The sequence below is a fragment of the Oceanobacillus rekensis genome, assembly GCF_002153375.1.
GTDB classification, from domain to species: Bacteria; Bacillota; Bacilli; order Bacillales; family Amphibacillaceae; genus Oceanobacillus; species Oceanobacillus rekensis.
On record NZ_MTBQ01000005.1, the window covers coordinates 1 to 22,827 of the forward strand.

Genomic DNA, 22,827 nt, shown 5'->3' on the forward strand with positions numbered 1-22,827 from the left:
ATCACTTCGAGTGAGTAAGATCCCTCAGAGACGATGAGGTTGATAGGTCCGAGGTGGAAGCGTGGTGACACGTGTAGCTGACGGATACTAATAGATCGAGGACTTAACTAAACTTCTTTATTGATATTGATGTGTTGATTTACTCTTATTTAGTTTTTAAGGTATAAACCTTAAAATATATGTCTGGTAGCAATAGCGAAGAGGTCACACCTGTTCCCATCTCGAACACAGAAGTTAAGCTCTTCAGCGTCGATGGTAGTTGGGGCTTTGCCCCTGCAAGAGTAGAACGCCGCCAGGCAAAAGATTATTTCACAGTACCTTAACGGTAGATCAACGACTATTCGTCGATTGGTCGTAGATTCGAAGTTCAACCTTTGAAATCTACCTGTGGAATTATTTATTTGTTAATACATAGTAAGTTTACCAGGCCCGTTGGTCAAGCGGTTAAGACACCGCCCTTTCACGGCGGTATCACGGGTTCGATTCCCGTACGGGTCACCAATATGGAGGATTAGCTCAGCTGGGAGAGCACCTGCCTTACAAGCAGGGGGTCGCAGGTTCGAGCCCTGCATCCTCCACCATTTTTAAACTTTTAGATGAATATTAATTTATCTCCCAAATCGCGGGGTGGAGCAGTCTGGTAGCTCGTTGGGCTCATAACCCAAAGGCCGTAGGTTCAAATCCTGCCCCCGCAACCAATATTTTCAATAATTATAAATTGGACTCTTAGCCCAGTTGGTTAGAACTATCGACTCATAATTGATGGGTCGCAGGTTCGCTTGGTAGCCCAGCAATTTACACATAAAATATGAATCCCTCCTATAAGCAGTTCCGATACTGTAGAGGGAGAAACTCCGCTTACATTTGTATCTATACGCTTCATTCACTTTGTGATTATAAATGAGTTTCATTACCCCTTTTGTCTTAATGGCAGGGAGGTTTGAAACAAAATCACGCCTATTAAATAGAATACGAACTTTTCTTCATATCTATTTTCACTCTAACCTAAGTTTTAGCATCTTTGCATATCGAGTATTTCACGAATACGGTACAAAAAACTCGCAGATCATTATCTGCGAGTTTTTTTGTGAAAGGAAAGTATTCCAATTATCCATATTGAAAAGTTAATTTCTCCCTTTATTGATCTACAAAGGTTCAGTAGCTTTATTTATTCAAAATAAACATTTTATTCTCTAACGGTATTTGAATTTAAGTTACTAACAATTTCTGTACTTGAAATATCTAAATGACTTTATAACACGGTCTTTGTTTCATCCAATGTAACTTCATTCAACAACCAGTAATACGTACCCCACTGGGAGTCAGATCCTTCTAATTGTATATGTTATGACAAATTTCGAGAACGCAGGAAATAAGCATTCATTTCATTTTATTATGATTTGTCTTTCGTGAATTGTATAATCATTACAAATTGTAACTACTGTAGTAAATTTAATCTTTATCGGATTTTTAAGAGTATCCTAAACACCGACGTTGAGATTCCTTCTGCGTGGTAAATAAAATAGCCTCACAATATTCCTTTAGAAAGTCAAAATGCCCCTTCCAGTCATCACCCATAACAAAAAGATCTGCATGGTACTCTTTTACATCACTGATTTTCTGATTCCACGAATATTCGGGGATAACATGATCGACATAACGAATTGCATCCAGAATTAACTTGCGATCCTCGAACGGATGATAGGCTTCTTTATTCTTCAGTTTACTAAATTCTTCTGTAGAAATACCAACAATCAAATAGTCTCCCATTTCCTTTGCGCGTGTCTGAGTAAAGGAATATGGCCAGCATGTATTAAATCAAATGTGCCATATGTGATTATCGTTTTAATGGAATTCTCATCCAGTAAATGTATTATTATAATTTTAACATAAAACTGGAACTAGAATTCTTCTTTAATTAATTAAATTCATGAGGATGTTCTAAGAAATCGTTGGACGTTTCAGAGGAGTCCAACCCCAGATGGTACCTAAGTTCATTTTGAGTTTGAACTCTACTTTCTTCTTCTACTTGGTAATACCAACCGCCGCCGTTTTCCATGTAACCTCCACTACCGGCTAGGTTTACATTTTCAATTTGAATCGTTTCATTTAATCCATAAGATAGGAATCCTCTAATCTCAGCAAATGTTAAATTTGTTTTCATATTTGATCCTACTGCAGTAAGTACATCTTCCAGTTTGAAAAGGGAGGATGCAGAAGTAACTTCTTTTGCTATTTCTTTAAGGATTTCCTGCTGTCTTTTTCCTCTTTCAACATCACTATCATATTTTCGCGTACGAGCTAATGCCAAAGCCTCTTCACCATCCAGCAGTTGATAGCCTGGGTATAAGTGAATAGCATCTCGTACATCCCCTGAATCCGACTCAACGATTTCATATGGCACATTAAACCGTATTCCGTCCAATGAGTCCACCACTTCAACAAAAGCATTGAAGTTCATGCGCACATAATAATCGACCGGTACATGCAAAAACTCCTCAAGTGTTTCAATCGTTGCCAGTGGTCCACCATATGCATGTGCATGATTAATCTTTGTTGAATAGTTTACTTCTGGCACATATACATAGGTATCTCTTGGAATACTCAACAATTTTATAGAACTATCATTCTTATTAAACGTAGCGAGTATTAATGCGTCTGATCGACTATTTTTACTATCCCGATGCTCGCTGTCATCGACACCAATAAACAAGACAGAAACATTATCTTCCACCGGATCAACAGGACCATCTCGAAGTGGAGAAGTTTCATCATCCCGGCCAACTTTCTCATGAGAATCCGTTACTATATTCGCTGTCTTATTATAAAGATGTGCAGCATAACCTATTCCGGATCCCACTAAAATAAGAAATAAAATTAATAACGAAACAAATATCTTTCTCTTTTTGGTAAATCTCTTTTTATTATCTTTAGACATAAATTAACCCCTCACGACAAAACATAACACTATTTTACCATAACAAGATAACATCATGGAAGCATGGGGACGGTTCTCCTTACTTCCTCGTATTTGATGTTCTGCAATTCATTATGTGAAGGCTAACATTTTTTAAAAATAATAAAGGCCTCTTCCAATTACAATCGAATAACCATCTACTAAAATGGTAGAAAATTTTAAGAACCCCCTTCGCACCCCCTAATCCAATCTCCTTTCGATTGTAATTGTGAAAGGGAGGTGAGAAACATGGCAGTAGCAGATATCACAAAATCCACATTGCAATTAGTACTTCAAGATGGGATTGATTCCGAATCAGGATTACCCATCTTGAAGTCGAAAAGCTTCAACAACGTAAAAACAGATGCAACAGCAGATCAGCTATATGCAGTTGCAACAGCTTTGGTAGAACTCCAGGAGCGTCCGCTTTATAACATTAATCGTAAGGATACGGCGGATATTCGGGAGGCGTAGTAATTTGAAATCTATTAAATAGAAAGGAGTTGTAACCATGAAAAAACTTGAAATGAAATTTACGAATCAAGATGGAAAAATTGTTACGTATTCATTGGACAAGCCTATAGAACCTGTCAATGTCGCTTCGATACATGCAGCAATGGATGAGGTCATTGCACAGAATGCATTTACTTCTACTGGTGGCGATCTTATTGAAAAGAAGAGTGCTCGTTTGGTTGAACGTATTGTGGAAGATATTGAATTAGGTTAATTTAGGTTTTGAAGCTTCATTACTAGAAAGGAAATATCACAACATGACCAGCGGCATAGCCTCTGGTCTGTTTTTCTTATTAAGAATAGCTTTAAATGGATTCTGAGTTTGAGGTTACAATTGTCTTTTACTATATTTATTATTCACCTAATTAAAAACCTGTAAACGGAAAAAATTCCATTACTCTATCACAATCTTACATTAATTAATACCTATTTGATTGAAAGAAAAGAAAGAAAGTGGTACTGTAAATAGGATTACAATTAAAGAATAAATGAAAAAATAAAACAACAAAATCTATTACTCGACATGCATTTAAATGTTATTAGCAGTAATGAGTGGTAAAATATATTTAAAATTCATTGGAGTGACTTGACAAATGAGTAAACGTATTAAGGTAATGACAATTTTTGGAACGAGACCCGAAGCAATTAAAATGGCTCCACTTGTTCTTGAATTAAACAAACGTTCGGAGGAGTTCGAATCGATTGTAACTGTAACGGCACAGCATCGCGAAATGCTGGATCAGGTTCTTGAGATTTTCAACATCACTCCAGATTTTGATTTAAACATTATGAAAAAACAACAATCCCTTGCACAGATAACTACCCGTGCATTAGAGGGTCTTGATGAAGTAATGAAGGAAACACAACCAGATATCGTGCTCGTGCATGGTGACACGACGACAACGTTCGCAGCATCTCTTGCAGCATTTTACAACCAGATTGCAATTGGTCATGTTGAAGCAGGTCTTCGTACATGGAATAAATATTCACCATATCCGGAAGAGATGAATCGCCAGCTTACCGGCGTGATGGCTGATTTACATTTCTCACCAACTGAAAAATCAAAGCAAAATCTGCTTAATGAAGATAAACCAGCTGAAAACATTGTTGTAACTGGTAACACAGCAATTGATGCATTGAAAACAACGGTTGATGAGTCGTATTCAAGCCCTGTTCTTGAAGGGATTGGCGATAAGCGACTCGTACTCATGACTGCCCATCGCAGAGAAAACCTTGGCGAAAATATGCAATCCATGTTCAGAGCTATAAAACGATTAGTAGAAACACATGACGATATTCAAGTTATTTATCCAGTACATTTAAATCCGGTTGTTCAGGAAACAGCAAATAAAATCCTTGGTAACGATGACCGCATTCAATTAATTGAACCACTTGGTGTGGTGGACTTCCATAACTTCGCATCCCATGCCTATTTAATTTTAACGGACTCTGGTGGTGTGCAAGAAGAAGCGCCATCCCTTGGTGTACCAGTGCTAGTACTGCGTGACACAACGGAGCGCCCAGAAGGAATCGATGCAGGTACACTGAAATTAGCTGGTACAGATGAAGATACAATCTTTAACCTGGCAAATGAGTTACTTTCTGATAAAGAAGCCCATGATAAAATGGCTAAAGCCTCGAATCCATATGGAGATGGGGAAGCATCTCGGAGAATTGCTGATGCAATTGTTAGTTATTTTGAAAAGAAATAGGAATAAAAAAGAGCCGTCAATATTACGATAAGGGTTGCATTTTTGATGTGCATATTAATTAAATGACAAAGGAAATGACGTATGAATTTTCATACGTCATTTTTACTGTCGTATCACTGCTTGCTGTTTGAATTAGGCAGTTAGATCAACAGAATTTTATTCGATGTTAACATAATATTCATAACATTATTCAAGAAGGAAAAGACAATCAAATTATGATTGCATTGTTTAACTCTCGCACCATATACTTTAAGTGAGACTTCCGCAATCGATGAATGATGAATAAGTCTTTAAAGATGTATGTACAAAATTTTTGCCAAAAATATTTTAAATTTTGTTAAAATTGTAAACAAATGCTTGTGTTGTGACAACCACCGTAATAAGATAGGGAAATAGAGTATAAAAACGGAGGTTAAGTGATTTGGGAAAATTTCTTGATTTAATTTATCAAGGTTTTAAATACAAGCTATATGTCCCTGGTGAATATAATACAGATAAAGAGTCTCCGTTGTTGGTGATGCTTCATGGATGTGGACAAGATCCAGATGATTTTGCTGCAGACACAAACATGAACACACTTGCTGAAAAGGAGAAATTCCTTGTCCTCTATCCTGATATGAACAATCCGTTCAATCCTTCAGATCCGGCCGGGTATAACTACTTTGGCTGCTGGAACTGGTTTTTAGATAAAAATCAGCACCGCGGGAAGGGACATCCCAAGCTTATTTATGAGATTATTAATGAGGTGAAAAGTAAATACAAGATTGATTCAAATAAAGTCTACGCTGCTGGATTATCGGCAGGCGGGTCACTAGCCTGTATTCTTGGTGCTACGTATCCAGATGTTTTTAACGCTATAGGAGTTTGTTCGGGACTAGCCTATGATGCTGCCAATGTATTTTTTCTAACCGACCCGATGGCTGAGGAAGCTAAAAAAAGTATGGAGAAAGGCGTGCCTGATCCATATGCATGCGGAAACAGTGCATTTAAAGAGATGGGAGAGTATAAGAAAAAAATACGGGTGATTGTTTTCCATGGAATCAGTGATACAACGGTCCATCCCATTAATGGCCAGCAGGTTATCACCCAATGGGCTCAAACCAATTTTCTTGTTGAAGGCGGTATAGGCCTTGCTGATGTTACCCCTGCCCTAGTCAAATCAGATATAATAAATGGGAAAAGCTATACCCAGCATATATATAATGATGGGGGCGGCGAACCATTATTGGAACTTTGGATGATTGATAAAATGGGGCATACCTGGTCTGGTGGAAGCCCGAATGGTTCTCACACGGACCCCTCTGGCCCAAGTGCAACAGAAATTATATGGAACTTTTTCAGTAACCATCAACAACAGCCGGAAGAAAAACGAATGGAGACTTCGGCCAAAAAGCCAATCCCGGTACCAGCGGAATTACCAAATGAATCATCAGTCAAAACATCGATTGAGTTACCGGTTAAACCGCAGGACGAATCACCAAGTGAAACACCAAAGAAGAACTTCTTTAGAGCTCTCCTGTCAAAACTTATGAAAAAGAAAAAATAAAACAAAAAACTAAAGAACCATCCCTATTAATCAAAGTTGGCGAGGTTCCCCCCGTAATCCGGCTACTAAGTTTGTAGCTGCTAACATAGTTATTTTGAATCTCGTTACATTTCTTCTGTCAGGTAAAGCCCTTCCGGTTGACTCAGGGTTTTTTCCACCTAAAGCGCGGGGATGGCTCTTTGCTTCTGTCTGGAGCTTATCCCGAAGTGAACTTTTGTAGAAATTTATCTGCAAAAAGAACTAAATAAGATTAATCAAACGTTTGAACAATAGAGAGAAAAGGAAGCATGGGGACGGTTCTCATGCTTCCTTCTTTGCTTTTATCTTAGAGTTCATCTTGCTAGAATTCGCTACCTTGAATAGTTAGATAGACTTCCTATAATCTACAATCGATATGATTCACTTATAGTAGCAAGAATTTTTAAAGAATCCTTCTCCACACCCCCTAATCCAATCTCCCTTCGATTGTAATTGTGAGAGGGAGGTGAGAAACATGGCAGTAGCAGATATTACAAAATCCACATTGCAGTTGGTACTTCAGGATGGGATTGACTCCGAATCTGGTTCACCAATCTTTAAGTCTAAAAGCTTCAATAACGTAAAAACAGATGCAACAGCAGATCAGCTATACGCAGTTGCAACAGCACTGGTAGAACTACAGGAGCGTCCACTTTATAACATTAATCGTAATGACACGTCGGATATTCGAGAGGCGTAGTAATTTGAAATCTATTAAATAGAAAGGAGTTGTAACCATGAAAAAACTTGAAATGAAATTTACGAATCAGGATGGCAAGATTGTTACGTATTCACTGGACAAGCCTATTGAACCAGTCAATGTCGCTTCGATACATGCAGCAATGGATGAGATCATTGCACAGAATGCATTTACCTCTACTGGCGGCGATCTTATTGCGAAGAAGAGTGCTCGTTTGGTTGAACGTATTGTGGAAGATATTGAGTTAGGTTAATTAAAGATGAGGCGATAAGGTTAGAGCTCGATTACTAGAATTTAGGAATATGACCAGTGGCTTAGCCTCTGGTCATATTCTGATAGAGAGAGATTATATTTTAGAGTGGATTTAAGAGAAGGTTGAAATAAAGGAGATGAGTTGTGCGATACAGAGGTGAAGTTGTGCAATAGACTCAGAAAGTTGCGCGGTACAGACGTAAAGTTGCGCAACCCAGACAGAAGGTGGTGCAATACCCCCAGGAAGTTGCGCAAATCATCCTCGAACTTGTGCAATAACTCTGTCGCAATCACCAGTATAAGTAAAAACTAACTGAAAACGATTCTTCTTCCTCTATCAATAATAAAACCAGACAGGAGGGAATTCACATGGAAACCTGGATACCATTCATGACTGAAGTAGGCTTTCCAATCGCGGTTACATTTTACTTGCTTCACCGTATTGAGGGAAAGCTGAATCAATTGATTGAATCGATTCATGCGTTGCCGGGAAAAATGAAATGATAGGAAAGAGAGCTTCGATTTGGAATCCGAAGCTCCTTTTCAAATTATTTTGTAACTCAAGACCTCTGCAAATATAGACAAGCAACGGAGATATATTTCATTTCCCGGGAAATATCGACAAAATAAAATATAAATTTGTTTAATTATGTTTGAATTACCCACTCTACAAGGTATAGTCAACTTATAATATATTTTTGGGAGGGGGGAGCCGGTGGAGATTTCACCAATTTACATAAAAGATGCAAACGTCTACAAGGAAGATAATAAAATTTCCAAAAGTAATATCTACATAGAAAATGGCCAAATTCAAACTATATCAAATAAGGACGACTTTGAGAAAGGATTGGAAGAAGATGTGCGCATTATCAACGCTACCAACCTAAACGCGATCCCTGGCTTCATTGACGGACATATTCACGGGACAAATGGAGCAGATGTAATGGATGCGACGGAAGAAGCATTGGACACGATGGCGGCAGCTCTTCCACAAGAGGGGACGACAAGCTTTCTGGCAACAACCATTACCAACTCCCCCGATAACATTGAAAAAGCATTGGTCAACGTTGCAAACTATAAAAATAAGCCCGGGCAGGCAGAAATGATTGGTGTACATTTGGAAGGCCCTTTCATCGAAAAGTCAAAGGCCGGTGCACAGCCACTGGAGTACATTATTGAACCAGACAAGCAGGTATTCAAAAAATGGCAACACCTTTCTGGTGGGAAGATAAAGACAGTCACGATGGCGCCGGAACACGATAGGGATGGTTCCTTTACTCGATACTTAGTAAGTGAAGGTGTTAATGTGTCTGCAGGCCATACTGGAACAGACTTTGCCGGAATGAAGCAGGCAGTAGGCTATGGTGTTCGTCAGGTCACACATCTTTGTAATGCCATGTCAGGAATTCACCACCGTGATATTGGTGTCGTTGGTGCAGCATTTCAATTGAAGGAATTGCGTGGGGAGTTAATTGCGGATGGGATTCATATTTCTCCTGAGATGTTGCAGCTGATTTATAATAATATGGGCAGTGAGCGGCTTATTCTGATTACCGATGCAATGCGTGCGAAGGGATTACCTGATGGTGATTACGAACTTGGCGGGCAGCCTGTTCAGGTAGCGAACGGGAGGGCAGTGCTTGCAGATGGCACATTAGCTGGGAGTATTTTGAAAATGAATGAGGGAGCCAAGCATTTGCTTCAGCTTGATGGAGTAGCAGTTGAAGATATTATCCAAATGGCTTCCGTAAATCCAGCGAAACAATTAGGTGTTTACGACAAAAAAGGAAGTATCACTGTAGGGAAGGATGCAGATATTTTATTAGTTGATGAAAATTTTAATATAAAATATACCCTTTCTCGTGGTATTATTACTTTCGTGGGGAAATAATAGGGTATATTACAAGTTTGTTCAAACGTTTGATCAAACAGAACAACGCCTGCTAATTCCTTAATATGGCAAATAATATGTATGGAGGTTAATTATATGAAAGTAATTAAAGTAAAAGACTATGAAGAAATGAGTACAGAGGCATGTACCTTTATTTTAAATAAGCTCAAGCAATTACAAAAACCCGTGCTTGGATTGGCTACAGGGTCGACTCCGGAAGGTTTGTACAAACGTTTGATCAATAAATATAATGAGCAGGAAGTCTCTTTTAAAGACATTTCTACATATAATCTAGATGAATATGTAGGGTTGGAAAATGATGATCCGAATAGTTACCACTATTTTATGCATGATAAGTTATTCAAACATATAGATATTCCAGAAGATCAAGCTCACGTGCCAAACGGAGTTGCCAAGGATATGGATAAGGAATGCCAGAATTATGAAAAACAAATTAGTGATGCAGGCCAGATTAATATTCAAGTACTTGGAATGGGTTTAAACGGGCATATCGGATTTAATGAGCCGGGAACACCTTTCTCCAGTAGGACACATATCGTTGAATTGGACGAATCAACGCGTGAGGCGAATGCACGGTTTTTCAATTCACTTGAGGAAGTTCCTAAAAAGGCAATTACGATGGGGATTGAAACCATTATGGAAAGCAAGGAAATTTTAATGCTTGTTTCCGGGGCCAATAAGAAAGAGGCGCTTGACCGGTTGCTGAATGGTGAAGTAACTGAAGATTTCCCAGCTTCAATCTTGCAACAGCATGATCATGTTACTGTTATAGCAGATGAAGCGGCTTTAGAGGGTAAATAGGACGCCCGAACGGTGCCTGACACTCCCCGCATTATGTTAAATAATATCAAGAGAGGGATGAGCAATCCGACGCTGATCCCTCTCCCTGAAATTATCGTTTCTTCACTGCAATAGCCGCGGTGTAACGTGTTATTCTGCAATCCTCCAGTTCTTTTCCCTCGAGCAGTCCAAGTTCAATTGCTGCGTTAATTTTCCCGTCATCTGGTTTTTTCACCACGTTAATTAGGTCGTCCAAACGAAGCTCCTCCAACCGTTCTACAGTATCCTTCTCGCTAAATTTTTCCGATTTCCTGATCTGCCTTAATAATGTAAATCCACCTTCCGTGATTTCTCCCTTTTCATTGGCACCCGCAAATTTATCCATGCAAGCATGGAAATTAGATTTTAACTGACTCATCTCTGCCTCTATTTCTTTCTTCATCTTATTAAGATCATAAAATCTAGCTAACATTTCTTCAGTTATAAGCAGGTTATCTACACTCATCCATATCCCTCCAGATAAAACCTATTTCTAGAGTTTATTTTAATGAAGGAGGAATTATTACAATAATATGGACAGGAACTTGAGAACCGTCCCCATGCTTCCGTCAAGTCACTTCATTTGCTTAAATTCTCGCCATCAAATATTATAGATTATTGTTTAATACACATAGGAGATGACAGTATGAATAATGTATTTCAAAATAAATGGTCGGTAATTGGGATTGCGATTTTTTGTTCTGTGTTATGGGGGAGTGCGTTTCCTGTACTAAAAATCAGCTACGAGGAATTGCAGATGGCACCGGATGATACGATTGCTAAGGTCGTATTCGCAGGGTTGCGTTTCCTGCTTGCCGGCTTGATTGTATTGGTTGGTTTATTGCTTACAAGTCCAAGGCATTTACTGGTGACACGCAGGCAGATACTCGTTTTAATTATTCTGGGCATCTTCCAAACGTCCCTGCAATACTTTTTCTTTTACAATGGACTGGCAAAAGTATCGGGCATGCAAGGTTCCATTCTTTCGGCCAGTGGGACATTTTTCACCGTTATTATTGCGCATTATTTTTATAAAAATGATCGAATGAATTGGAATAAGACAATCGGGTTAATTGCCGGGTTTACGGGGATTATTATCGCGAATTGGGGTCAGTCGTTTGAGCTGAGTTTTCAAGTGACTGGTGAAGGTTATATGATACTGGCAGCTTTGACGGGAGCGATTGGAACGATTATGGCAAAGGAACTTGCAACGGGGATCCATCCATTCGCACTAACAGGTTGGCAGTTGGCGATTGGAGCATCAATATTGCTCATCATCGGTCTTCCACAATTAGAGGAGAATGCGATTATCTTTAACCCGCTTGGAACAGGGCTATTCATCTACTCTGCAATACTTTCCGCGGTCTCATTTGCGCTCTGGTATTCGTTATTAAAATACAATAAAGCAGGCGAAATCAGTCTATACAAATTTGTCGTACCAGTATCAGGAACAGTACTATCAGCATTGTTTATACCAGGAGAAGAGATGAATTTGTTTATTGTCGGATCTATCGCCCTCGTTGCTGTAGGGATTGTTGCGATTAATTGGAAGCACGGGGACGCTTCTTCCGCTTCCGTTTCTAAGTAATTGGAAGAAAGAGAACCGTACCCGTGCTTCCTAAGAAAAACGATAGGATTAAATTTCAGCTATACCACAATGTTTCTCGTTGTGGTATTTTCAGTGTGTGGAGAAAAGAGCTTCTTGAAACGAGTCTTATTTGATAAACTATTAATATTAGGAGGCATTTTTAAAATACGGGCGAGAGCAGCACTCAAACGGGCGAGAGCAGTGCTCAAACGGGCGAGAGCAACGCTCAAGCGGGCGAGAGCAACGCTCAAACGGGCGAGAGCAGCGCTCAGACGGGCGAGGGCAGTGCTCAAACGGGCGAGAGCAACGCTCAAACGGTCGAGAGCAGCGCTCAAACGGGCGAAGGCAGTGCTCAGACGGGCGAGAGCAGCGCTCAAACGGGCGAGAGAAGCGCTCAAACGGTCGAGGGCAGTGCTCAGACGGGCGAGAGCAGTGCTCAGACGAGGACGGTTCTTCAGCTTCCGTTTCTAAGTAATTGGAAGCAAGAAAACCGTCCCCGTTCTTCTGTAAAGCTAATGCATGAAGCTGACCAAATCAGGCATCTTCTATTTCCTTGTCGATATAAGATAGTTCAGGCAAATTCATTAATCTATAATTTTCCATTTTTCAGCTTATTTTGGCTAGAACGTTCATCGAAGAACATAACCGTGTCATCACAGTTCTCGCAAAGTGCAAATCCATACGTTATTGGATTTCCACAGAATTCACAAGGCTCTGTTTTAGGATATGGCATTGCATTCCCTTCCTTCTTAAGGCAACACTTATATAGGTGTGGTTACCTTTTTATACCTATCCTGTCCATTTATCAAACCTAGTAAACTACCAGAATCCCAATTTACGTGAATTGTACCAATATCATCTACAAAACTAACAGTTCCTCTTGATCCGGGCGGTAACTTAAGGTAGGGGTCATATAACGAAATCACTTCAATTCGTGTTCCTTCTGGATACCTCTTACGAATCATTTCCACTACTTTACTTTTTGTAGCTACAATCACAATATTCATTCCTTTCATAAAAGGTTGTATCTTTATCATACCCTGAAAACTTACAGTTATATCCTTTTAATTTTTGAAGATTGTTAATATTAAAAGGTTACCGAGCTAACGGTGCTTCCACAAAGGTAGCTTTGCCATATTAAATGGTAAGGCTATTTTTGGATTGTCGACAAAAAGATTAATTTCAATAGGTTCAATAGTTGGATAAGAGGATCATTCTGCTGTGCTTATCTATTCGGAGTAAAATTTTATAACTGGAAAACTCATAAATACGTCTCAACCCAGTGAAAAGTATGGAAACTAAGTTAAAGATCAAATATGATATTCATCCAAGCGTTAGTAAGATCACCAACATATCATAATGAAAATGCATAAATGAGGTGATTTTTATCAAAGTTCGCCAGTATAAAGGATGTTGTCCACATTATCCTATTTCTAAAACACCAAAGAAAAAAGGCACCTGTCCATCTAGGAGGAGAGGACCAGCGGGACCACCAGGACTAGAAGGACCAGCAGGGCCATGGGGACCACCAGGACCACCAGGACCACCAGGACCACCAGGACCACCAGGACCACTAGGACCAGCGGGACCAGAAGGACCAGCAGGACCAGCAGGACCAGCAGGGGAAGCGGGAACTGGCTCAACCTTCTTTACTACACAAGCAAACAATACAGTTGACCTGCTTACTTCTTCTCCGATTGTAATGGACCTTCCACCTTTAACAACTTCAGAGGGTCAACAGATAAAGTTGGATTCCACGTTTAGACTATTTTTCTCAACAGGAAGTGTAACGAACTATTCGTTAAACGTGAATTACCAACTAGTGAGAATGGGTACTAGTCCTACTACGTTGACAACCGCACCAGTAATTCGAACTAGAACGTTTTCTTCAAACACAACTACGTCTGATACGTTTACACCAAATATCACGTGGATAGATACACCGCCACCAGGTACACACACTTATAGAATTATCATTACAAGAGTCACTTCAACAAATATCACAACCTTGCAAGTCACAAATCGAGCATTAAACACTGTGGCACAGATTACGGTTGACCCTTTTAATATCTATGTCAGAGCAGGGGAAGTAGATGGGGATGGAAGTCAAGAAAACCCATTCGGAACAATTCAAGAAGGTATTGCAGCAGTAGCTCCGACAGGAACCGTTCATATATTAGAAGGAACTTATCCCATTGTGTCCCCAATTAACGTTAATAAACAAGGAATCACTTTACTTGGATACCCAGGAAATATGATCGTACTGCAAGCAAATGTCAATCCTTTCGTCGTAACTGGAAGTTCGGTAACCCTTGAAGGATTAACGATGACGAGTGATATCCCATATCCTAGGGAATTTATTCGAATTAGCGGAAGTGATCATCGGATTTTAAATAACACTATTTATGGACCTGAGCAAACGCCGCCATCAAGTGGCTGGGTAACAAATCGTGCAATTGTTCCACTAGCGGGTAATATGACAAACCTATTAATAGAGGGAAATACCTTCCACTCGCTTAGACAACCTGCATATTTAAATCCAAATACAACTGGAGATATCATTAACAATGTGGTATACAATACCCGTGGCTGGGTAGTAGACAGAGCTATTTTTGTTTTCTCCGGAAATTCCTGGGGAATCCCTGGAAACTTCGTTGATATTGCTTTGTTAGCGGGAACTCAATTCGGTCCTCCCTATGACCCATTATCTGAGTTATCGGAAAATAATAGTGATGCTACAATCGACGATCAAAGAGTATAATAATAATTCATATTGGAAGCAATAGCATGGGTTAGCATAAAATATTCCTACTAAACTATAAAGGAATTATTCTATGCTTAACCCTAACTTCCAATCCAACAACATATTAATCGGCCAGAAAAGTTCTGGGTTGTACATCATTTCTAATAATCGAAGTCTAATTGGATAAGTGTAGAAATCTCTAGATACTGAATAAAAGATACTTTCCGATTAGTACTTTGTAAATAGTAGTGCAGCACCTGAAGAGCTTCCCTATGTAAATAACAGAATTACTATTACTTCAAATATGGCAATATCAAATCGATGGTCTTCTGAAGACTAGCCTTCTCTTCTGCAGACAACGTATTGGCCTCAAGGTTATTTGTCTTTAGTGATAAGCTTTCCAAATCAGCTTGTAGCTTTTTTAGGGGCGCTTCCAGCAGTGGCCTTTCTTCAGCGATAGGCTGTTTTTCTTTATCCACATATTTATCCACATATACATTTCCACGGGAGTCCATCTGGGCGAGGAAAACCTCCTTGAAGTCTTTTGCCCCTTGCTTTTGTACCTCACCGAGTAACCATTCCTTCGAATAACCGTGTTCCTTCAAGCCCTTATCAAGCAATTGACCATCCATAATCAAGATGGTTGGTCCATGTTCCGGTTCCGAGGGAATCCCTAATGTATGCGGTGTAAGCGGCTGCTGATCTGTCTTCAGCATGACACTAAGCTGCCCGTTCGTCTCCAAAACAGCCATCTCCACATCGGAAACCTTAAACGTCCCTTTCTCCCTGAGTAATAGCATCAATTCATCGATCGTAAACAGATTCTTTTTCATGTTTTTTTCCAGTATTTTACCGTTCTGTATCATTATCGTTGCAGTACCATCCATCATTTTTGTAAACCACATAGATTTCAAACTCATATATGCCAGGATGATTGGGAAAAGTCCCCAAACAAGCAATGCCATCAGTCCGGTTGCTATTTTAACATTCTGATCGACAGACAAGGTTGCGGCAATGGATCCAATTGTAATTCCCACGCAATAATCGAAAAAAGTAAGCTGAGAAATTTGCTTCTTTCCCATAATGCGAGTCATCAGCAACAACAACAGAAACGCAGCTATCGATCGAATTAGTATCAACACAAGTTCGGGCATGGCATATTTCTCCTTCGTCCATTATATGATGTAATCTTTTTCCATTATCGGGCAATATAGGATATGTTATTCAAACTATTGGGAGGAAATATCATTGATATGAAAACGATTATCTATTTGTCGCTATTCATCCTGCTTTCCGGATGTGCTCAGACAATCGGTGGGGATATCTTTTTCAAGCCTATGGATGAGCTTGAACAAGCATTGGACCAACCAGAATGGGAAGAAATTTCACTCCAGGCCAATGAACTCAAAAGTATTTATGAAGATAATAAATGGAAAATACAGTTGCTTGGCGATGAAGGTGAATATGAGGGATTAAATGAAAGCATTAATAAAATGATTGCGGCAGCAAAAGAAGAGGATACGACGAATGTAAGAATGGAACTCGCAACGGCCAGATCCCTTATAAAAGACATCTATTCATTATAGTTTTCATCATATAACAAAAATTTTAAATAGAGGTGAAAAGGTATGATATAATATTAAATTGAAAAGACAAAGGATGTGACAATTAAATGAATTTAAAAATATTCGCCATTGCTATTTTGGCTGCTGTTGTATTAACTGCTTGTGGTGCAGATGATACAGTCAAGGGGGAATCTTCCCAAGAAAATGAAACAGAAAACATGAAAGAATTGGTGCGTGATTATAGTACAGGTAATTTAAAAGCTGAGGCTGCTTCCATTACTTCTCACCAACTGATGGTAAACGATAACAATGGAAACGAGTTAGTCTATGACCTACCTGCAGACGACTTTTTTGTTTCTATTGCACCGTATGTCAATGAAACCCATCCATGCACAAATCATAGTTTGACAAGCTGCCAAGGAGAAATGACAGAAGAAGTGTTTGATATTTATATTGAAGATATGGAAGGCAATGTAATCATTGACGAAACAATGAAATCTCAATCTAACGGATTTGTCGATTTATGGTTGCCACGCGATAAAACGTATCGAGTTAAAATTAAGCATGAAGGACAAATGATTGAATCAGAATTATCTACTTTTAAAGGCGACAAGACTTGCATTACAACGATGCAACTGATGTAAACAAATGAATATTTACTTTATACATAAGAAAGATACTCGAAAGTCGATTATTATCTATCGACTTTTTTTATCGTTAAAAGAAGCAGTTTCATAACTCGGTTAAGCTATACATAATAACGTTTAAAAATAGTGAAAAGGGGAGATAGTATGAGAGGGATTTAAAATATAAAAAGTGGGAGGAAATGTAGCGATGAAGAAAAACAAATTAATCATAAGGATACTTGTTATTATGACAGTGCTGGTTTTAGCGGCTTGTGGTGGAAATGAAGAAACGACAACCAATGATGATGCAAATACTGGTACTGAACCTCAACAAATCACGTATGTGGGTGATGAAGAGTCTGATTCTGTCCAAGAAATGCATCATTCAAGTTCAGGTGAAGTTCCAGGAGGTTTGGTGGAGTCAGAAAATCCTACATATCCAGTTGATAGTGAAGCAAAAATAAACGCGGACCATATGGGTGGTATGGATGGCGCTACAGCAACAATTACTGGAGCATACGATACGACTGTTTATATGGTTTCATATACCCCGACAACAGGTGGTGAACCAGTGGAGGATCATAAATGGGTGATTCATGAAGAACTCGAAAACGCTGGGGAAGAACCATTTCAATCTGGAGATGAAGTTGTATTAAATGCGGACCATATGGAAGGAATGGATGGAGCAGCGGCTACGATTGATTCGGCTGAACAAACAACAGTATATGTGGTGAGTTACACGGATACCGAAACCGGTGAAGAAGTAACAAATCATAAATGGGTAACAGAAGGCGAACTTTCACCAGTGGAATAAATTATAATTAAACTTTAATTAGTAAATAAAGAGATCCCTTCACGAGTGGTGTGGAGGGATCTCTACTTGTAATTCGCGGCTAGCTATTGATAGAAAAAATCACGAAGCAATAGATCCTGAGTTGAATCATATTGAACATGTAGAAGAAATGGTGACGTTTTTCTTTTGAACGATGTGGTGTATGAATCATAGAATATTGAAGATCATAGTTCGGTTAATAGAAGTGAGATGATCCTTTCCCATGAATATCTATTTTAAAATTATAGAAGAAGTAATTTTTAGTTGTTCTGGTTGAGGGAGTGTCCAGCATTAGCATATATAGTAAAACATGATTTAAAGTCTAAAATTTCATTCAAACGTTTTATTTCATCATAAATTTCTCCTTTTAAAGTATTGTCCGTACACCTTTCGTACTCGTCTTCTAACTTATAAATTTCTCTTATGAAAAGAAGCCTTTCTTCAGGAGAAATCATAATCATCACCATCACCTTCTAACTGATAAGTACTTTAAGTGTAGTTACTTTGTACTTCATTTACAAGAACTTATATTGTCGAATTTTGGGAATTTATTAAAAATATATATTTAGATAGTATGGCAATATCGGATAGAGTTACCTGAGCGAATTGAAAGGTTAATGGAAGAAAGAGGATTCTAAATCTTAATCAACGAACGGGTTAAAAAACAGGTATGATTTTCTATAATTTAATGAAAATCATACCTGTTTGTTCTAGCTACATGCTCTTTTGATTTAGTTTCCCCATTTTATGCAGTGTATGGTTTGTTCCCCACTCATGCATGGCTTCTAAAATCGGTTCTAAACTTTTGCCATATTCCGTAATAGAATACTCCACTTTGGGAGGAACTTGCGGGTAAACTACGCGCTGAATTATATCCTCGCTCTCCAGTTCTCGCAACTGCTTCGTTAACATTTTTTGCGTAATACCAGGCATGCCTCGTTTCAATTCACTGAAACGTTTTGTGCCTTCCTGCAGTAAATGCAATAAAATAATTGGTTTCCACTTACCTACTAAAATGCCTAAAGCATCCTCTACGTTACAATGTTCTGGTTCTTTCTCCATGATTTATTCCCTCCAATAGTATCCTTTTGTATACTATACCACTTTTAAGTGCGTACTTTTAAAAAGTAATTTAATAATTTATAATAAGGATGTGCAATATAGAAAATAGGTATAAGAGGAGAGTTCTATTAATATGAATATTTTAGTAGTAAAAGCAAATAATCGTCCTTCAACAGAGGCAATCTCTAGCAAAATGTATGAAACATTTATGGCTGAATTAGAAGGTAAAGAAGTAAACGTAACAACTTATGATGTGTATGAAGAAGACACACCATACTTCGGTCAAGATGCCTTTAATGCTTTTGGAAAAGTCCAAAATGGTGGAGAATTAACAGACGTTGAATCACGTCTTTTAGCAGCAAAACAAAAAGCAATGGATGCAATCACAGCTGCAGACGTAGTCGTATTCGCATTCCCATTATGGAATTTAACAATCCCAGCTAAATTACAAACATTCATTGATTATGTATATGCTGCAGGATTTGCATTTAAATATGATGCCCAAGGCAACATGATTCAATTAATGACTGATAAAAAAGCTATGTTCCTAAACGCTCGTGGCGGAGTTTACTCCGTACCAGAAGCAGCTCCAATGGAAATGGCTGTTAATTACATGCGCAACGTATTCGGTGGCATATTCGGTATGGAAATTATCGATGAAGTGATCATCGAAGGTCACAATGCTATGCCAGATAAAGCGGAAGAAATCATTACTGCAGGTATGGAAGAAGTAAAAGCTTCAGCAAATCGTCTACTAGAAATGACGGTTACTGCTTAATTTAAAACTTTATCAATTGAGAAAAGGATCCATTTTGATTAATTTATTTATCAAAATGGGTCCTTTATTTATCGTAAAATCTAGTGGTTCTTCTAAATACAATTTCAGTTGTTTGAATTTTATGTTAATATAAAAGTAGAGTTCTAAAGTTGAAAGATAATATTTTACAATAAGAAACGATTGATCCATAAGTGTAGTGGTATCTTGTTTGAAAAGAGAGGAGAAGAAGTATGATTGAAGTATTTGGCAGGAAGTATCAGTTAAATGTTTTGATATTTTCCTTTATTTTTATCATTAGCCTAGCGATTATTTTATTGAATGTTTTCTATGCTATTAAATTTGGCTCTAGTATAGTCAATCTGAATATGGGTGTTGGATGTGTATTGCTTATTTATTCATATTGGAATCTATCGTTGAAGTAAATAAGAAACTTCGGCGACCGCTCTGGGAAATATACTTGCGGTTGCGGACGGCTGGGGTCTACTTATATTTCCTAGAGCTGGTGTTATGCTTGCAAACTATTAATTACATTAGTGATTACTATAAAAACACATTACACAGCCTCACCAGTCCGGCATCGCTGTGGGGTGACTCCTGCGGGAAAAGCACGTGTCCGAAGACCCCGCAGAGTGGTCTCCTCGAGGAGGCTGAGGCCGTGCCCGCGGAAAGCATCCGCCCGGAGCGATCCCGGACGGCGGCAAAGCACATACTTATAGTTTAATGGTTTAACTATTTTAATTTTTTCAATGTAATTGGAGAAAAAGGAACTTAAATCATCCTAAATTAACTGTTATAACTAAAAGGAGCGAAACGATTTGAAGTACTGGCTAACATTTATTGGTATTTTAATGACAACAATATTTGGTGGAGGATTTCTTATTCGCTTTATACGAGATTCAGACTTTTATATTGTTGAATTTATATTAGGTATGATAGGTATTATCATTTTAACGATAGGGATATTTATCAAAGCTACGATGAAACGAGATGAAAATCCCTTCCTAAGATAGGGTGAAATAAAAACAAAGAAGATAGTCAACAGATACTATCTTCACAAAAAACAAACTATTTTCCAAATTCAATTGTTACAGTTCCCAATCCTCCAAATTCCGCTTTAAACGTATCTCCATTTTGTACTGGGACAGCTTTCGCAAGTGCACCTGCAAGAATTACCTCTCCAGCATTCAGTGCAATATCATATTCTCCTAAAGCGTTGGCAAGCCAGACTACTGCTTCTAAAGGATTCCCCAAAACCGCAGAACCTAGTGCCTGATCCAGAAACTCACCATTTTGATATACTGTCATTTCTACATTCGGTAGATCAAGATCTTCCAAGCTTTTCTTACTCTTACCAAATACAGCACCAGCTGATGAACCGTTATCTGCTACGGTATCCTCGAACTTGATTTTCCAATCTTTAATTCGACTGTCAATAAGTTCTGCTGCTGGAACAGCATAATCGATAGCTTGTTTCACATCTTCCAATGTAATACCAGGACCTTTAAGGGAATGCTTCAAAACGAAAGCAATTTCAAATTCCACTCTCGGAGCAATGAAACGGTCAGCATCGATCGGTGTTCCTTCCGAAAAAATCATATCATCTAGTATGTGACCATAGTCGGGGCGGTCAACGCCTAGCATCTCTTGCATCGCTTTACTTGTCAGCCCAATTTTTTTCCCTTTAACGGTAGCTCCATTTCTTTTACGCTCTTCCACATAATTCAATTGAATTTGATATGCATCGTTAACGGAAATAGCCGTATCTGTATCTGTAAAGGGATCGATTGGCTGGCGATTTTTCTCTGCTTCGTAAATTTCCATTGCAGCATCTTTTATCTTTGCAACCATATCTTAAACTCCTCATCTCTCTATAAAATCATATAACCTTTCATTAGACAGGCATTTCCTCCATCTAACAGAAATGTCTGAACCGTTAAGGTCATCTCGCAATTTTTTATCTAAAATCTCAAACTTGCTTATCTCTGGATCGTTTTCGACTTCTGTATAAAAGATTTCACTTCCGGAGTGAATCGTCACTTCATACACGCCGCTTCCAGGCAGCATATAATAGCTTTCAGGAGAAAAAGAATCGTTTACTATTTTCCCTCTAACTTTATATACGCGCCCCATCATTGCTGAAAGGTCTTCTAACCGACCTTCAGCGATGGTATTTCTAATGCGGGTGGAGCTTATCTTCTGTCCCAAGTACTCAATTTTACTGACCTTTGTTACATCCAACTTCCCGGAAGAGTCCTCTATCATACGGTCAATAGTACCCGCCCCCATTTTGCCATACTTAAAATCATACCCTGCTACCGCATGAACGGTACCGAACTTTAATAGGTATTTATCCAAGTATGCTTGAGGTGAGAGAGAGGCGAATTCTCTATTAAACTCAACAATATAAAATCGATCTACCCCTAATGTTTCCAGCACATCTGCTTTTTCCTGTAAAGGCATCAAATAGTCAAACTCTTTCTTTCCACCTGAAAGGACAACTTTAGGATGGGGGAAAAAGCTCATCACCGTTAAATCCACATCTCTTTTTTTAGCTTCTTCTTTAGCCGCCAGTATTACTTTTTGATGCCCCTTGTGAATCCCATCGAAAAAACCTAAAGCGATTACATTTTCACTGGAGTGTTCCTGCCAATAAGTCAGGTTTTGTGAATTTAAATAGATTGTTTTCATTAGCTTTCTCCCCCTCCTATTAAAAGTTTAGACAGATACGCTTTCGAGTTCTTTCAGTTCACGGTATTTACCACAGTTGAAAATTAATGGATCCCCATCTTGCAAGTCCAATCCTGTTACCCGTCCGATAAACAATGTATGATCACCTTCGACGTGTTCATTGTAGACTTCACAAGAAAGTTGAGCCAACGCATTTCTTACGACAGGTACTTGTTCTAAATAATCGAAATTGAATGCATCTTCCATTTTCTTCTGACCAGCAAAAATCATCGATTCTTCTTGTTGCTCGCAAGAAAGAACATTTACTGAAAAGCGATTACTTTCCTTTATTTTATCCAGCATCTTTGCACCTTCTTTGATTGATATAACAATCAATTTTGGATCAAGTGATACAGACATAAAGGCGTTTGCTGTCATACCGTGAATTTCACCATCTGTTTCCGTTGCAATAACATTTACCCCAGTTGCGAATTTCCCCATTGCATTTCTAAATTGACGATCATCCATTAAAATTACC

General features: G+C 38.7%; 26 protein-coding genes, 3 tRNA genes, 2 rRNA genes and 1 pseudogene. 21 read left to right on the forward strand and 11 right to left on the reverse strand.

What is annotated here, in order from left to right; translation table 11 throughout:
- From BV906_RS13035 to BV906_RS13055, 5 genes are all read left to right on the forward strand, one after another.
- Window positions 1–111 (forward strand): 23S ribosomal RNA (locus tag BV906_RS13035); the annotation flags it as partial.
- A 71-nt stretch (window positions 112–182) separates the two neighbouring features.
- Window positions 183–298 (forward strand): 5S ribosomal RNA (gene rrf, locus BV906_RS13040).
- A gap of 128 nt (window positions 299–426) precedes the next feature.
- Window positions 427–501, forward strand: a tRNA-Glu gene (locus BV906_RS13045).
- A gap of 4 nt (window positions 502–505) precedes the next feature.
- A tRNA-Val gene (locus BV906_RS13050) sits at window positions 506–581 on the forward strand.
- A gap of 40 nt (window positions 582–621) precedes the next feature.
- Window positions 622–698, forward strand: a tRNA-Met gene (locus tag BV906_RS13055).
- Window positions 699–1,459: 761 nt separating this feature from the next.
- On the opposite strand, the pseudogene tagD reads toward BV906_RS13055, so the two are convergent.
- Together tagD and BV906_RS13065 are read right to left on the reverse strand one after the other, a co-directional pair.
- Window positions 1,460–1,850: pseudogene (gene tagD, locus BV906_RS13060) on the reverse strand (glycerol-3-phosphate cytidylyltransferase).
- 68 nt (window positions 1,851–1,918) lie between these two features.
- Complete coding sequence (locus BV906_RS13065) at window positions 1,919–2,938, reverse strand: LCP family protein (protein WP_087974089.1); 1,020 nt, start codon at window positions 2,936–2,938, stop codon at window positions 1,919–1,921.
- A 267-nt stretch (window positions 2,939–3,205) separates the two neighbouring features.
- On the opposite strand from BV906_RS13065, the gene BV906_RS13070 reads away from it, so the two are divergent.
- The 9 genes from BV906_RS13070 (at window position 3,206) to nagB (ending at window position 10,410) form a co-directional block, all read left to right on the forward strand.
- Entirely contained in the window at window positions 3,206–3,430 is a 225-nt protein-coding gene (locus BV906_RS13070) for a DUF1659 domain-containing protein (protein ID WP_087974090.1), read from the forward strand.
- Between the two features lie 37 nt (window positions 3,431–3,467).
- Window positions 3,468–3,683 (forward strand): DUF2922 domain-containing protein, encoded by a 216-nt coding sequence (locus BV906_RS13075; RefSeq protein ID WP_087974091.1) that lies wholly within the window; start codon window positions 3,468–3,470, stop codon window positions 3,681–3,683.
- Between the two features lie 379 nt (window positions 3,684–4,062).
- Complete coding sequence (gene wecB, locus BV906_RS13080) at window positions 4,063–5,181, forward strand: non-hydrolyzing UDP-N-acetylglucosamine 2-epimerase (protein ID WP_087974092.1); 1,119 nt, start codon at window positions 4,063–4,065, stop codon at window positions 5,179–5,181.
- A gap of 421 nt (window positions 5,182–5,602) precedes the next feature.
- A complete protein-coding gene (locus BV906_RS13085) occupies window positions 5,603–6,727 on the forward strand; it encodes an extracellular catalytic domain type 1 short-chain-length polyhydroxyalkanoate depolymerase (protein ID WP_087974093.1) in 1,125 nt (374 codons plus the stop codon).
- A 493-nt stretch (window positions 6,728–7,220) separates the two neighbouring features.
- Complete coding sequence (locus BV906_RS13090; protein WP_087974094.1) at window positions 7,221–7,445, forward strand: DUF1659 domain-containing protein; 225 nt, start codon at window positions 7,221–7,223, stop codon at window positions 7,443–7,445.
- Between the two features lie 37 nt (window positions 7,446–7,482).
- The gene (locus BV906_RS13095; RefSeq protein WP_087974096.1) at window positions 7,483–7,698 is read left to right on the forward strand and encodes a DUF2922 domain-containing protein; all 216 of its coding nucleotides are present in this window, start codon (window positions 7,483–7,485) and stop codon (window positions 7,696–7,698) included.
- 368 nt (window positions 7,699–8,066) lie between these two features.
- Window positions 8,067–8,201 (forward strand): YvrJ family protein, encoded by a 135-nt coding sequence (locus tag BV906_RS13100; protein WP_087974097.1) that lies wholly within the window; start codon window positions 8,067–8,069, stop codon window positions 8,199–8,201.
- A gap of 217 nt (window positions 8,202–8,418) precedes the next feature.
- On the forward strand, window positions 8,419–9,588 hold the full coding sequence (gene nagA / locus BV906_RS13105) for an N-acetylglucosamine-6-phosphate deacetylase (RefSeq protein ID WP_087974309.1): 1,170 nt from the start codon (window positions 8,419–8,421) through the stop codon (window positions 9,586–9,588).
- 96 nt (window positions 9,589–9,684) lie between these two features.
- Window positions 9,685–10,410 carry a glucosamine-6-phosphate deaminase gene (gene nagB, locus BV906_RS13110; protein ID WP_087974098.1) on the forward strand — a complete coding sequence of 242 codons (726 nt, stop codon included), beginning with the start codon at window positions 9,685–9,687 and terminating at the stop codon, window positions 10,408–10,410.
- A gap of 91 nt (window positions 10,411–10,501) precedes the next feature.
- On the opposite strand, the gene BV906_RS13115 is transcribed toward nagB, so the two are convergent.
- A complete protein-coding gene (locus BV906_RS13115; protein WP_087974099.1) occupies window positions 10,502–10,894 on the reverse strand; it encodes a hypothetical protein in 393 nt (130 codons plus the stop codon).
- A 180-nt stretch (window positions 10,895–11,074) separates the two neighbouring features.
- On the opposite strand from BV906_RS13115, the gene BV906_RS13120 reads away from it, so the two are divergent.
- Window positions 11,075–12,016, forward strand: a complete 942-nt coding sequence (locus tag BV906_RS13120; protein ID WP_087974100.1) for a DMT family transporter — start codon at window positions 11,075–11,077, stop codon at window positions 12,014–12,016.
- Window positions 12,017–12,605: 589 nt separating this feature from the next.
- Here BV906_RS13120 and BV906_RS19515 read toward each other — a convergent pair.
- Together BV906_RS19515 and BV906_RS13130 are read right to left on the reverse strand one after the other, a co-directional pair.
- Window positions 12,606–12,749 (reverse strand): hypothetical protein, encoded by a 144-nt coding sequence (locus BV906_RS19515; RefSeq protein WP_176330348.1) that lies wholly within the window; start codon window positions 12,747–12,749, stop codon window positions 12,606–12,608.
- Between the two features lie 28 nt (window positions 12,750–12,777).
- Window positions 12,778–13,053, reverse strand: coding sequence for a DUF4314 domain-containing protein (locus tag BV906_RS13130; RefSeq protein WP_217896385.1), 276 nt, complete (start codon window positions 13,051–13,053; stop codon window positions 12,778–12,780).
- A gap of 341 nt (window positions 13,054–13,394) precedes the next feature.
- On the opposite strand from BV906_RS13130, the gene BV906_RS19900 reads away from it, so the two are divergent.
- Window positions 13,395–14,777, forward strand: coding sequence for a polysaccharide lyase domain-containing protein (locus BV906_RS19900; RefSeq protein ID WP_176330349.1), 1,383 nt, complete (start codon window positions 13,395–13,397; stop codon window positions 14,775–14,777).
- A gap of 275 nt (window positions 14,778–15,052) precedes the next feature.
- Here the strand turns inward: BV906_RS19900 and BV906_RS13145 are convergent, their stop codons facing one another.
- Window positions 15,053–15,913 (reverse strand): YetF domain-containing protein, encoded by an 861-nt coding sequence (locus BV906_RS13145; RefSeq protein WP_087974102.1) that lies wholly within the window; start codon window positions 15,911–15,913, stop codon window positions 15,053–15,055.
- A 99-nt stretch (window positions 15,914–16,012) separates the two neighbouring features.
- On the opposite strand from BV906_RS13145, the gene BV906_RS13150 reads away from it, so the two are divergent.
- From BV906_RS13150 to BV906_RS13160, 3 genes are all read left to right on the forward strand, one after another.
- Window positions 16,013–16,345 (forward strand): DUF4363 family protein, encoded by a 333-nt coding sequence (locus tag BV906_RS13150; protein WP_176330350.1) that lies wholly within the window; start codon window positions 16,013–16,015, stop codon window positions 16,343–16,345.
- Window positions 16,346–16,431: 86 nt separating this feature from the next.
- Entirely contained in the window at window positions 16,432–16,968 is a 537-nt protein-coding gene (locus tag BV906_RS13155) for a CueP family metal-binding protein (RefSeq protein WP_087974104.1), read from the forward strand.
- A gap of 190 nt (window positions 16,969–17,158) precedes the next feature.
- A complete protein-coding gene (locus BV906_RS13160; protein ID WP_087974105.1) occupies window positions 17,159–17,764 on the forward strand; it encodes a YdhK family protein in 606 nt (201 codons plus the stop codon).
- A 278-nt stretch (window positions 17,765–18,042) separates the two neighbouring features.
- Here BV906_RS13160 and BV906_RS13165 read toward each other — a convergent pair whose 3' ends face one another.
- Window positions 18,043–18,243 (reverse strand): hypothetical protein, encoded by a 201-nt coding sequence (locus tag BV906_RS13165; protein WP_087974106.1) that lies wholly within the window; start codon window positions 18,241–18,243, stop codon window positions 18,043–18,045.
- 253 nt (window positions 18,244–18,496) lie between these two features.
- Window positions 18,497–18,844, reverse strand: coding sequence for a winged helix-turn-helix transcriptional regulator (locus BV906_RS13170; protein WP_087974107.1), 348 nt, complete (start codon window positions 18,842–18,844; stop codon window positions 18,497–18,499).
- A 133-nt stretch (window positions 18,845–18,977) separates the two neighbouring features.
- Between BV906_RS13170 and BV906_RS13175 the strand changes: the two genes are divergently transcribed.
- Together BV906_RS13175 and BV906_RS13185 are read left to right on the forward strand one after the other, a co-directional pair.
- Entirely contained in the window at window positions 18,978–19,622 is a 645-nt protein-coding gene (locus BV906_RS13175) for an FMN-dependent NADH-azoreductase (protein WP_087974108.1), read from the forward strand.
- Window positions 19,623–20,437: 815 nt separating this feature from the next.
- Window positions 20,438–20,632 (forward strand): hypothetical protein, encoded by a 195-nt coding sequence (locus tag BV906_RS13185; RefSeq protein ID WP_087974110.1) that lies wholly within the window; start codon window positions 20,438–20,440, stop codon window positions 20,630–20,632.
- A 55-nt stretch (window positions 20,633–20,687) separates the two neighbouring features.
- Here the strand turns inward: BV906_RS13185 and BV906_RS13190 are convergent, their stop codons facing one another.
- From BV906_RS13190 to BV906_RS13200, 3 genes are read right to left on the reverse strand one after another with little or no spacing between them, the layout of a single operon-like run.
- Entirely contained in the window at window positions 20,688–21,470 is a 783-nt protein-coding gene (locus tag BV906_RS13190) for a 2-keto-4-pentenoate hydratase (RefSeq protein WP_087974111.1), read from the reverse strand.
- Window positions 21,471–21,482: 12 nt separating this feature from the next.
- Entirely contained in the window at window positions 21,483–22,310 is an 828-nt protein-coding gene (locus tag BV906_RS13195) for an FAD synthetase family protein (protein ID WP_087974112.1), read from the reverse strand.
- A gap of 27 nt (window positions 22,311–22,337) precedes the next feature.
- On the reverse strand, window positions 22,338–22,817 hold the full coding sequence (locus BV906_RS13200) for a flavin reductase family protein (protein ID WP_087974113.1): 480 nt from the start codon (window positions 22,815–22,817) through the stop codon (window positions 22,338–22,340).
- Window positions 22,818–22,827 lie beyond the last annotated feature (10 nt).

Coding starts and splice junctions, on each gene's coding strand:
- BV906_RS13200 (WP_087974113.1), bottom strand. CDS start 22,817: ATGGATGATCGTCAATTTAGAAATGCAATGGGGAAATTCGCAACTGGG.
- wecB (WP_087974092.1), top strand. CDS start 4,063: ATGAGTAAACGTATTAAGGTAATGACAATTTTTGGAACGAGACCCGAA.
- BV906_RS13070 (WP_087974090.1), top strand. CDS start 3,206: ATGGCAGTAGCAGATATCACAAAATCCACATTGCAATTAGTACTTCAA.
- BV906_RS13190 (WP_087974111.1), bottom strand. CDS start 21,470: ATGGTTGCAAAGATAAAAGATGCTGCAATGGAAATTTACGAAGCAGAG.
- BV906_RS13150 (WP_176330350.1), top strand. CDS start 16,013: ATGAAAACGATTATCTATTTGTCGCTATTCATCCTGCTTTCCGGATGT.
- BV906_RS13100 (WP_087974097.1), top strand. CDS start 8,067: ATGGAAACCTGGATACCATTCATGACTGAAGTAGGCTTTCCAATCGCG.
- BV906_RS13065 (WP_087974089.1), bottom strand. CDS start 2,938: ATGTCTAAAGATAATAAAAAGAGATTTACCAAAAAGAGAAAGATATTT.
- BV906_RS13175 (WP_087974108.1), top strand. CDS start 18,978: ATGAATATTTTAGTAGTAAAAGCAAATAATCGTCCTTCAACAGAGGCA.
- BV906_RS13165 (WP_087974106.1), bottom strand. CDS start 18,243: ATGATTATGATTTCTCCTGAAGAAAGGCTTCTTTTCATAAGAGAAATT.
- BV906_RS13090 (WP_087974094.1), top strand. CDS start 7,221: ATGGCAGTAGCAGATATTACAAAATCCACATTGCAGTTGGTACTTCAG.
- BV906_RS19515 (WP_176330348.1), bottom strand. CDS start 12,749: ATGCCATATCCTAAAACAGAGCCTTGTGAATTCTGTGGAAATCCAATA.
- BV906_RS13145 (WP_087974102.1), bottom strand. CDS start 15,913: ATGCCCGAACTTGTGTTGATACTAATTCGATCGATAGCTGCGTTTCTG.
- BV906_RS13075 (WP_087974091.1), top strand. CDS start 3,468: ATGAAAAAACTTGAAATGAAATTTACGAATCAAGATGGAAAAATTGTT.
- nagB (WP_087974098.1), top strand. CDS start 9,685: ATGAAAGTAATTAAAGTAAAAGACTATGAAGAAATGAGTACAGAGGCA.
- BV906_RS13170 (WP_087974107.1), bottom strand. CDS start 18,844: ATGGAGAAAGAACCAGAACATTGTAACGTAGAGGATGCTTTAGGCATT.
- BV906_RS13160 (WP_087974105.1), top strand. CDS start 17,159: ATGAAGAAAAACAAATTAATCATAAGGATACTTGTTATTATGACAGTG.
- BV906_RS13095 (WP_087974096.1), top strand. CDS start 7,483: ATGAAAAAACTTGAAATGAAATTTACGAATCAGGATGGCAAGATTGTT.
- BV906_RS13155 (WP_087974104.1), top strand. CDS start 16,432: ATGAATTTAAAAATATTCGCCATTGCTATTTTGGCTGCTGTTGTATTA.
- BV906_RS13130 (WP_217896385.1), bottom strand. CDS start 13,053: ATGATAAAGATACAACCTTTTATGAAAGGAATGAATATTGTGATTGTA.
- BV906_RS13115 (WP_087974099.1), bottom strand. CDS start 10,894: ATGAGTGTAGATAACCTGCTTATAACTGAAGAAATGTTAGCTAGATTT.
- BV906_RS13195 (WP_087974112.1), bottom strand. CDS start 22,310: ATGAAAACAATCTATTTAAATTCACAAAACCTGACTTATTGGCAGGAA.
- BV906_RS13120 (WP_087974100.1), top strand. CDS start 11,075: ATGAATAATGTATTTCAAAATAAATGGTCGGTAATTGGGATTGCGATT.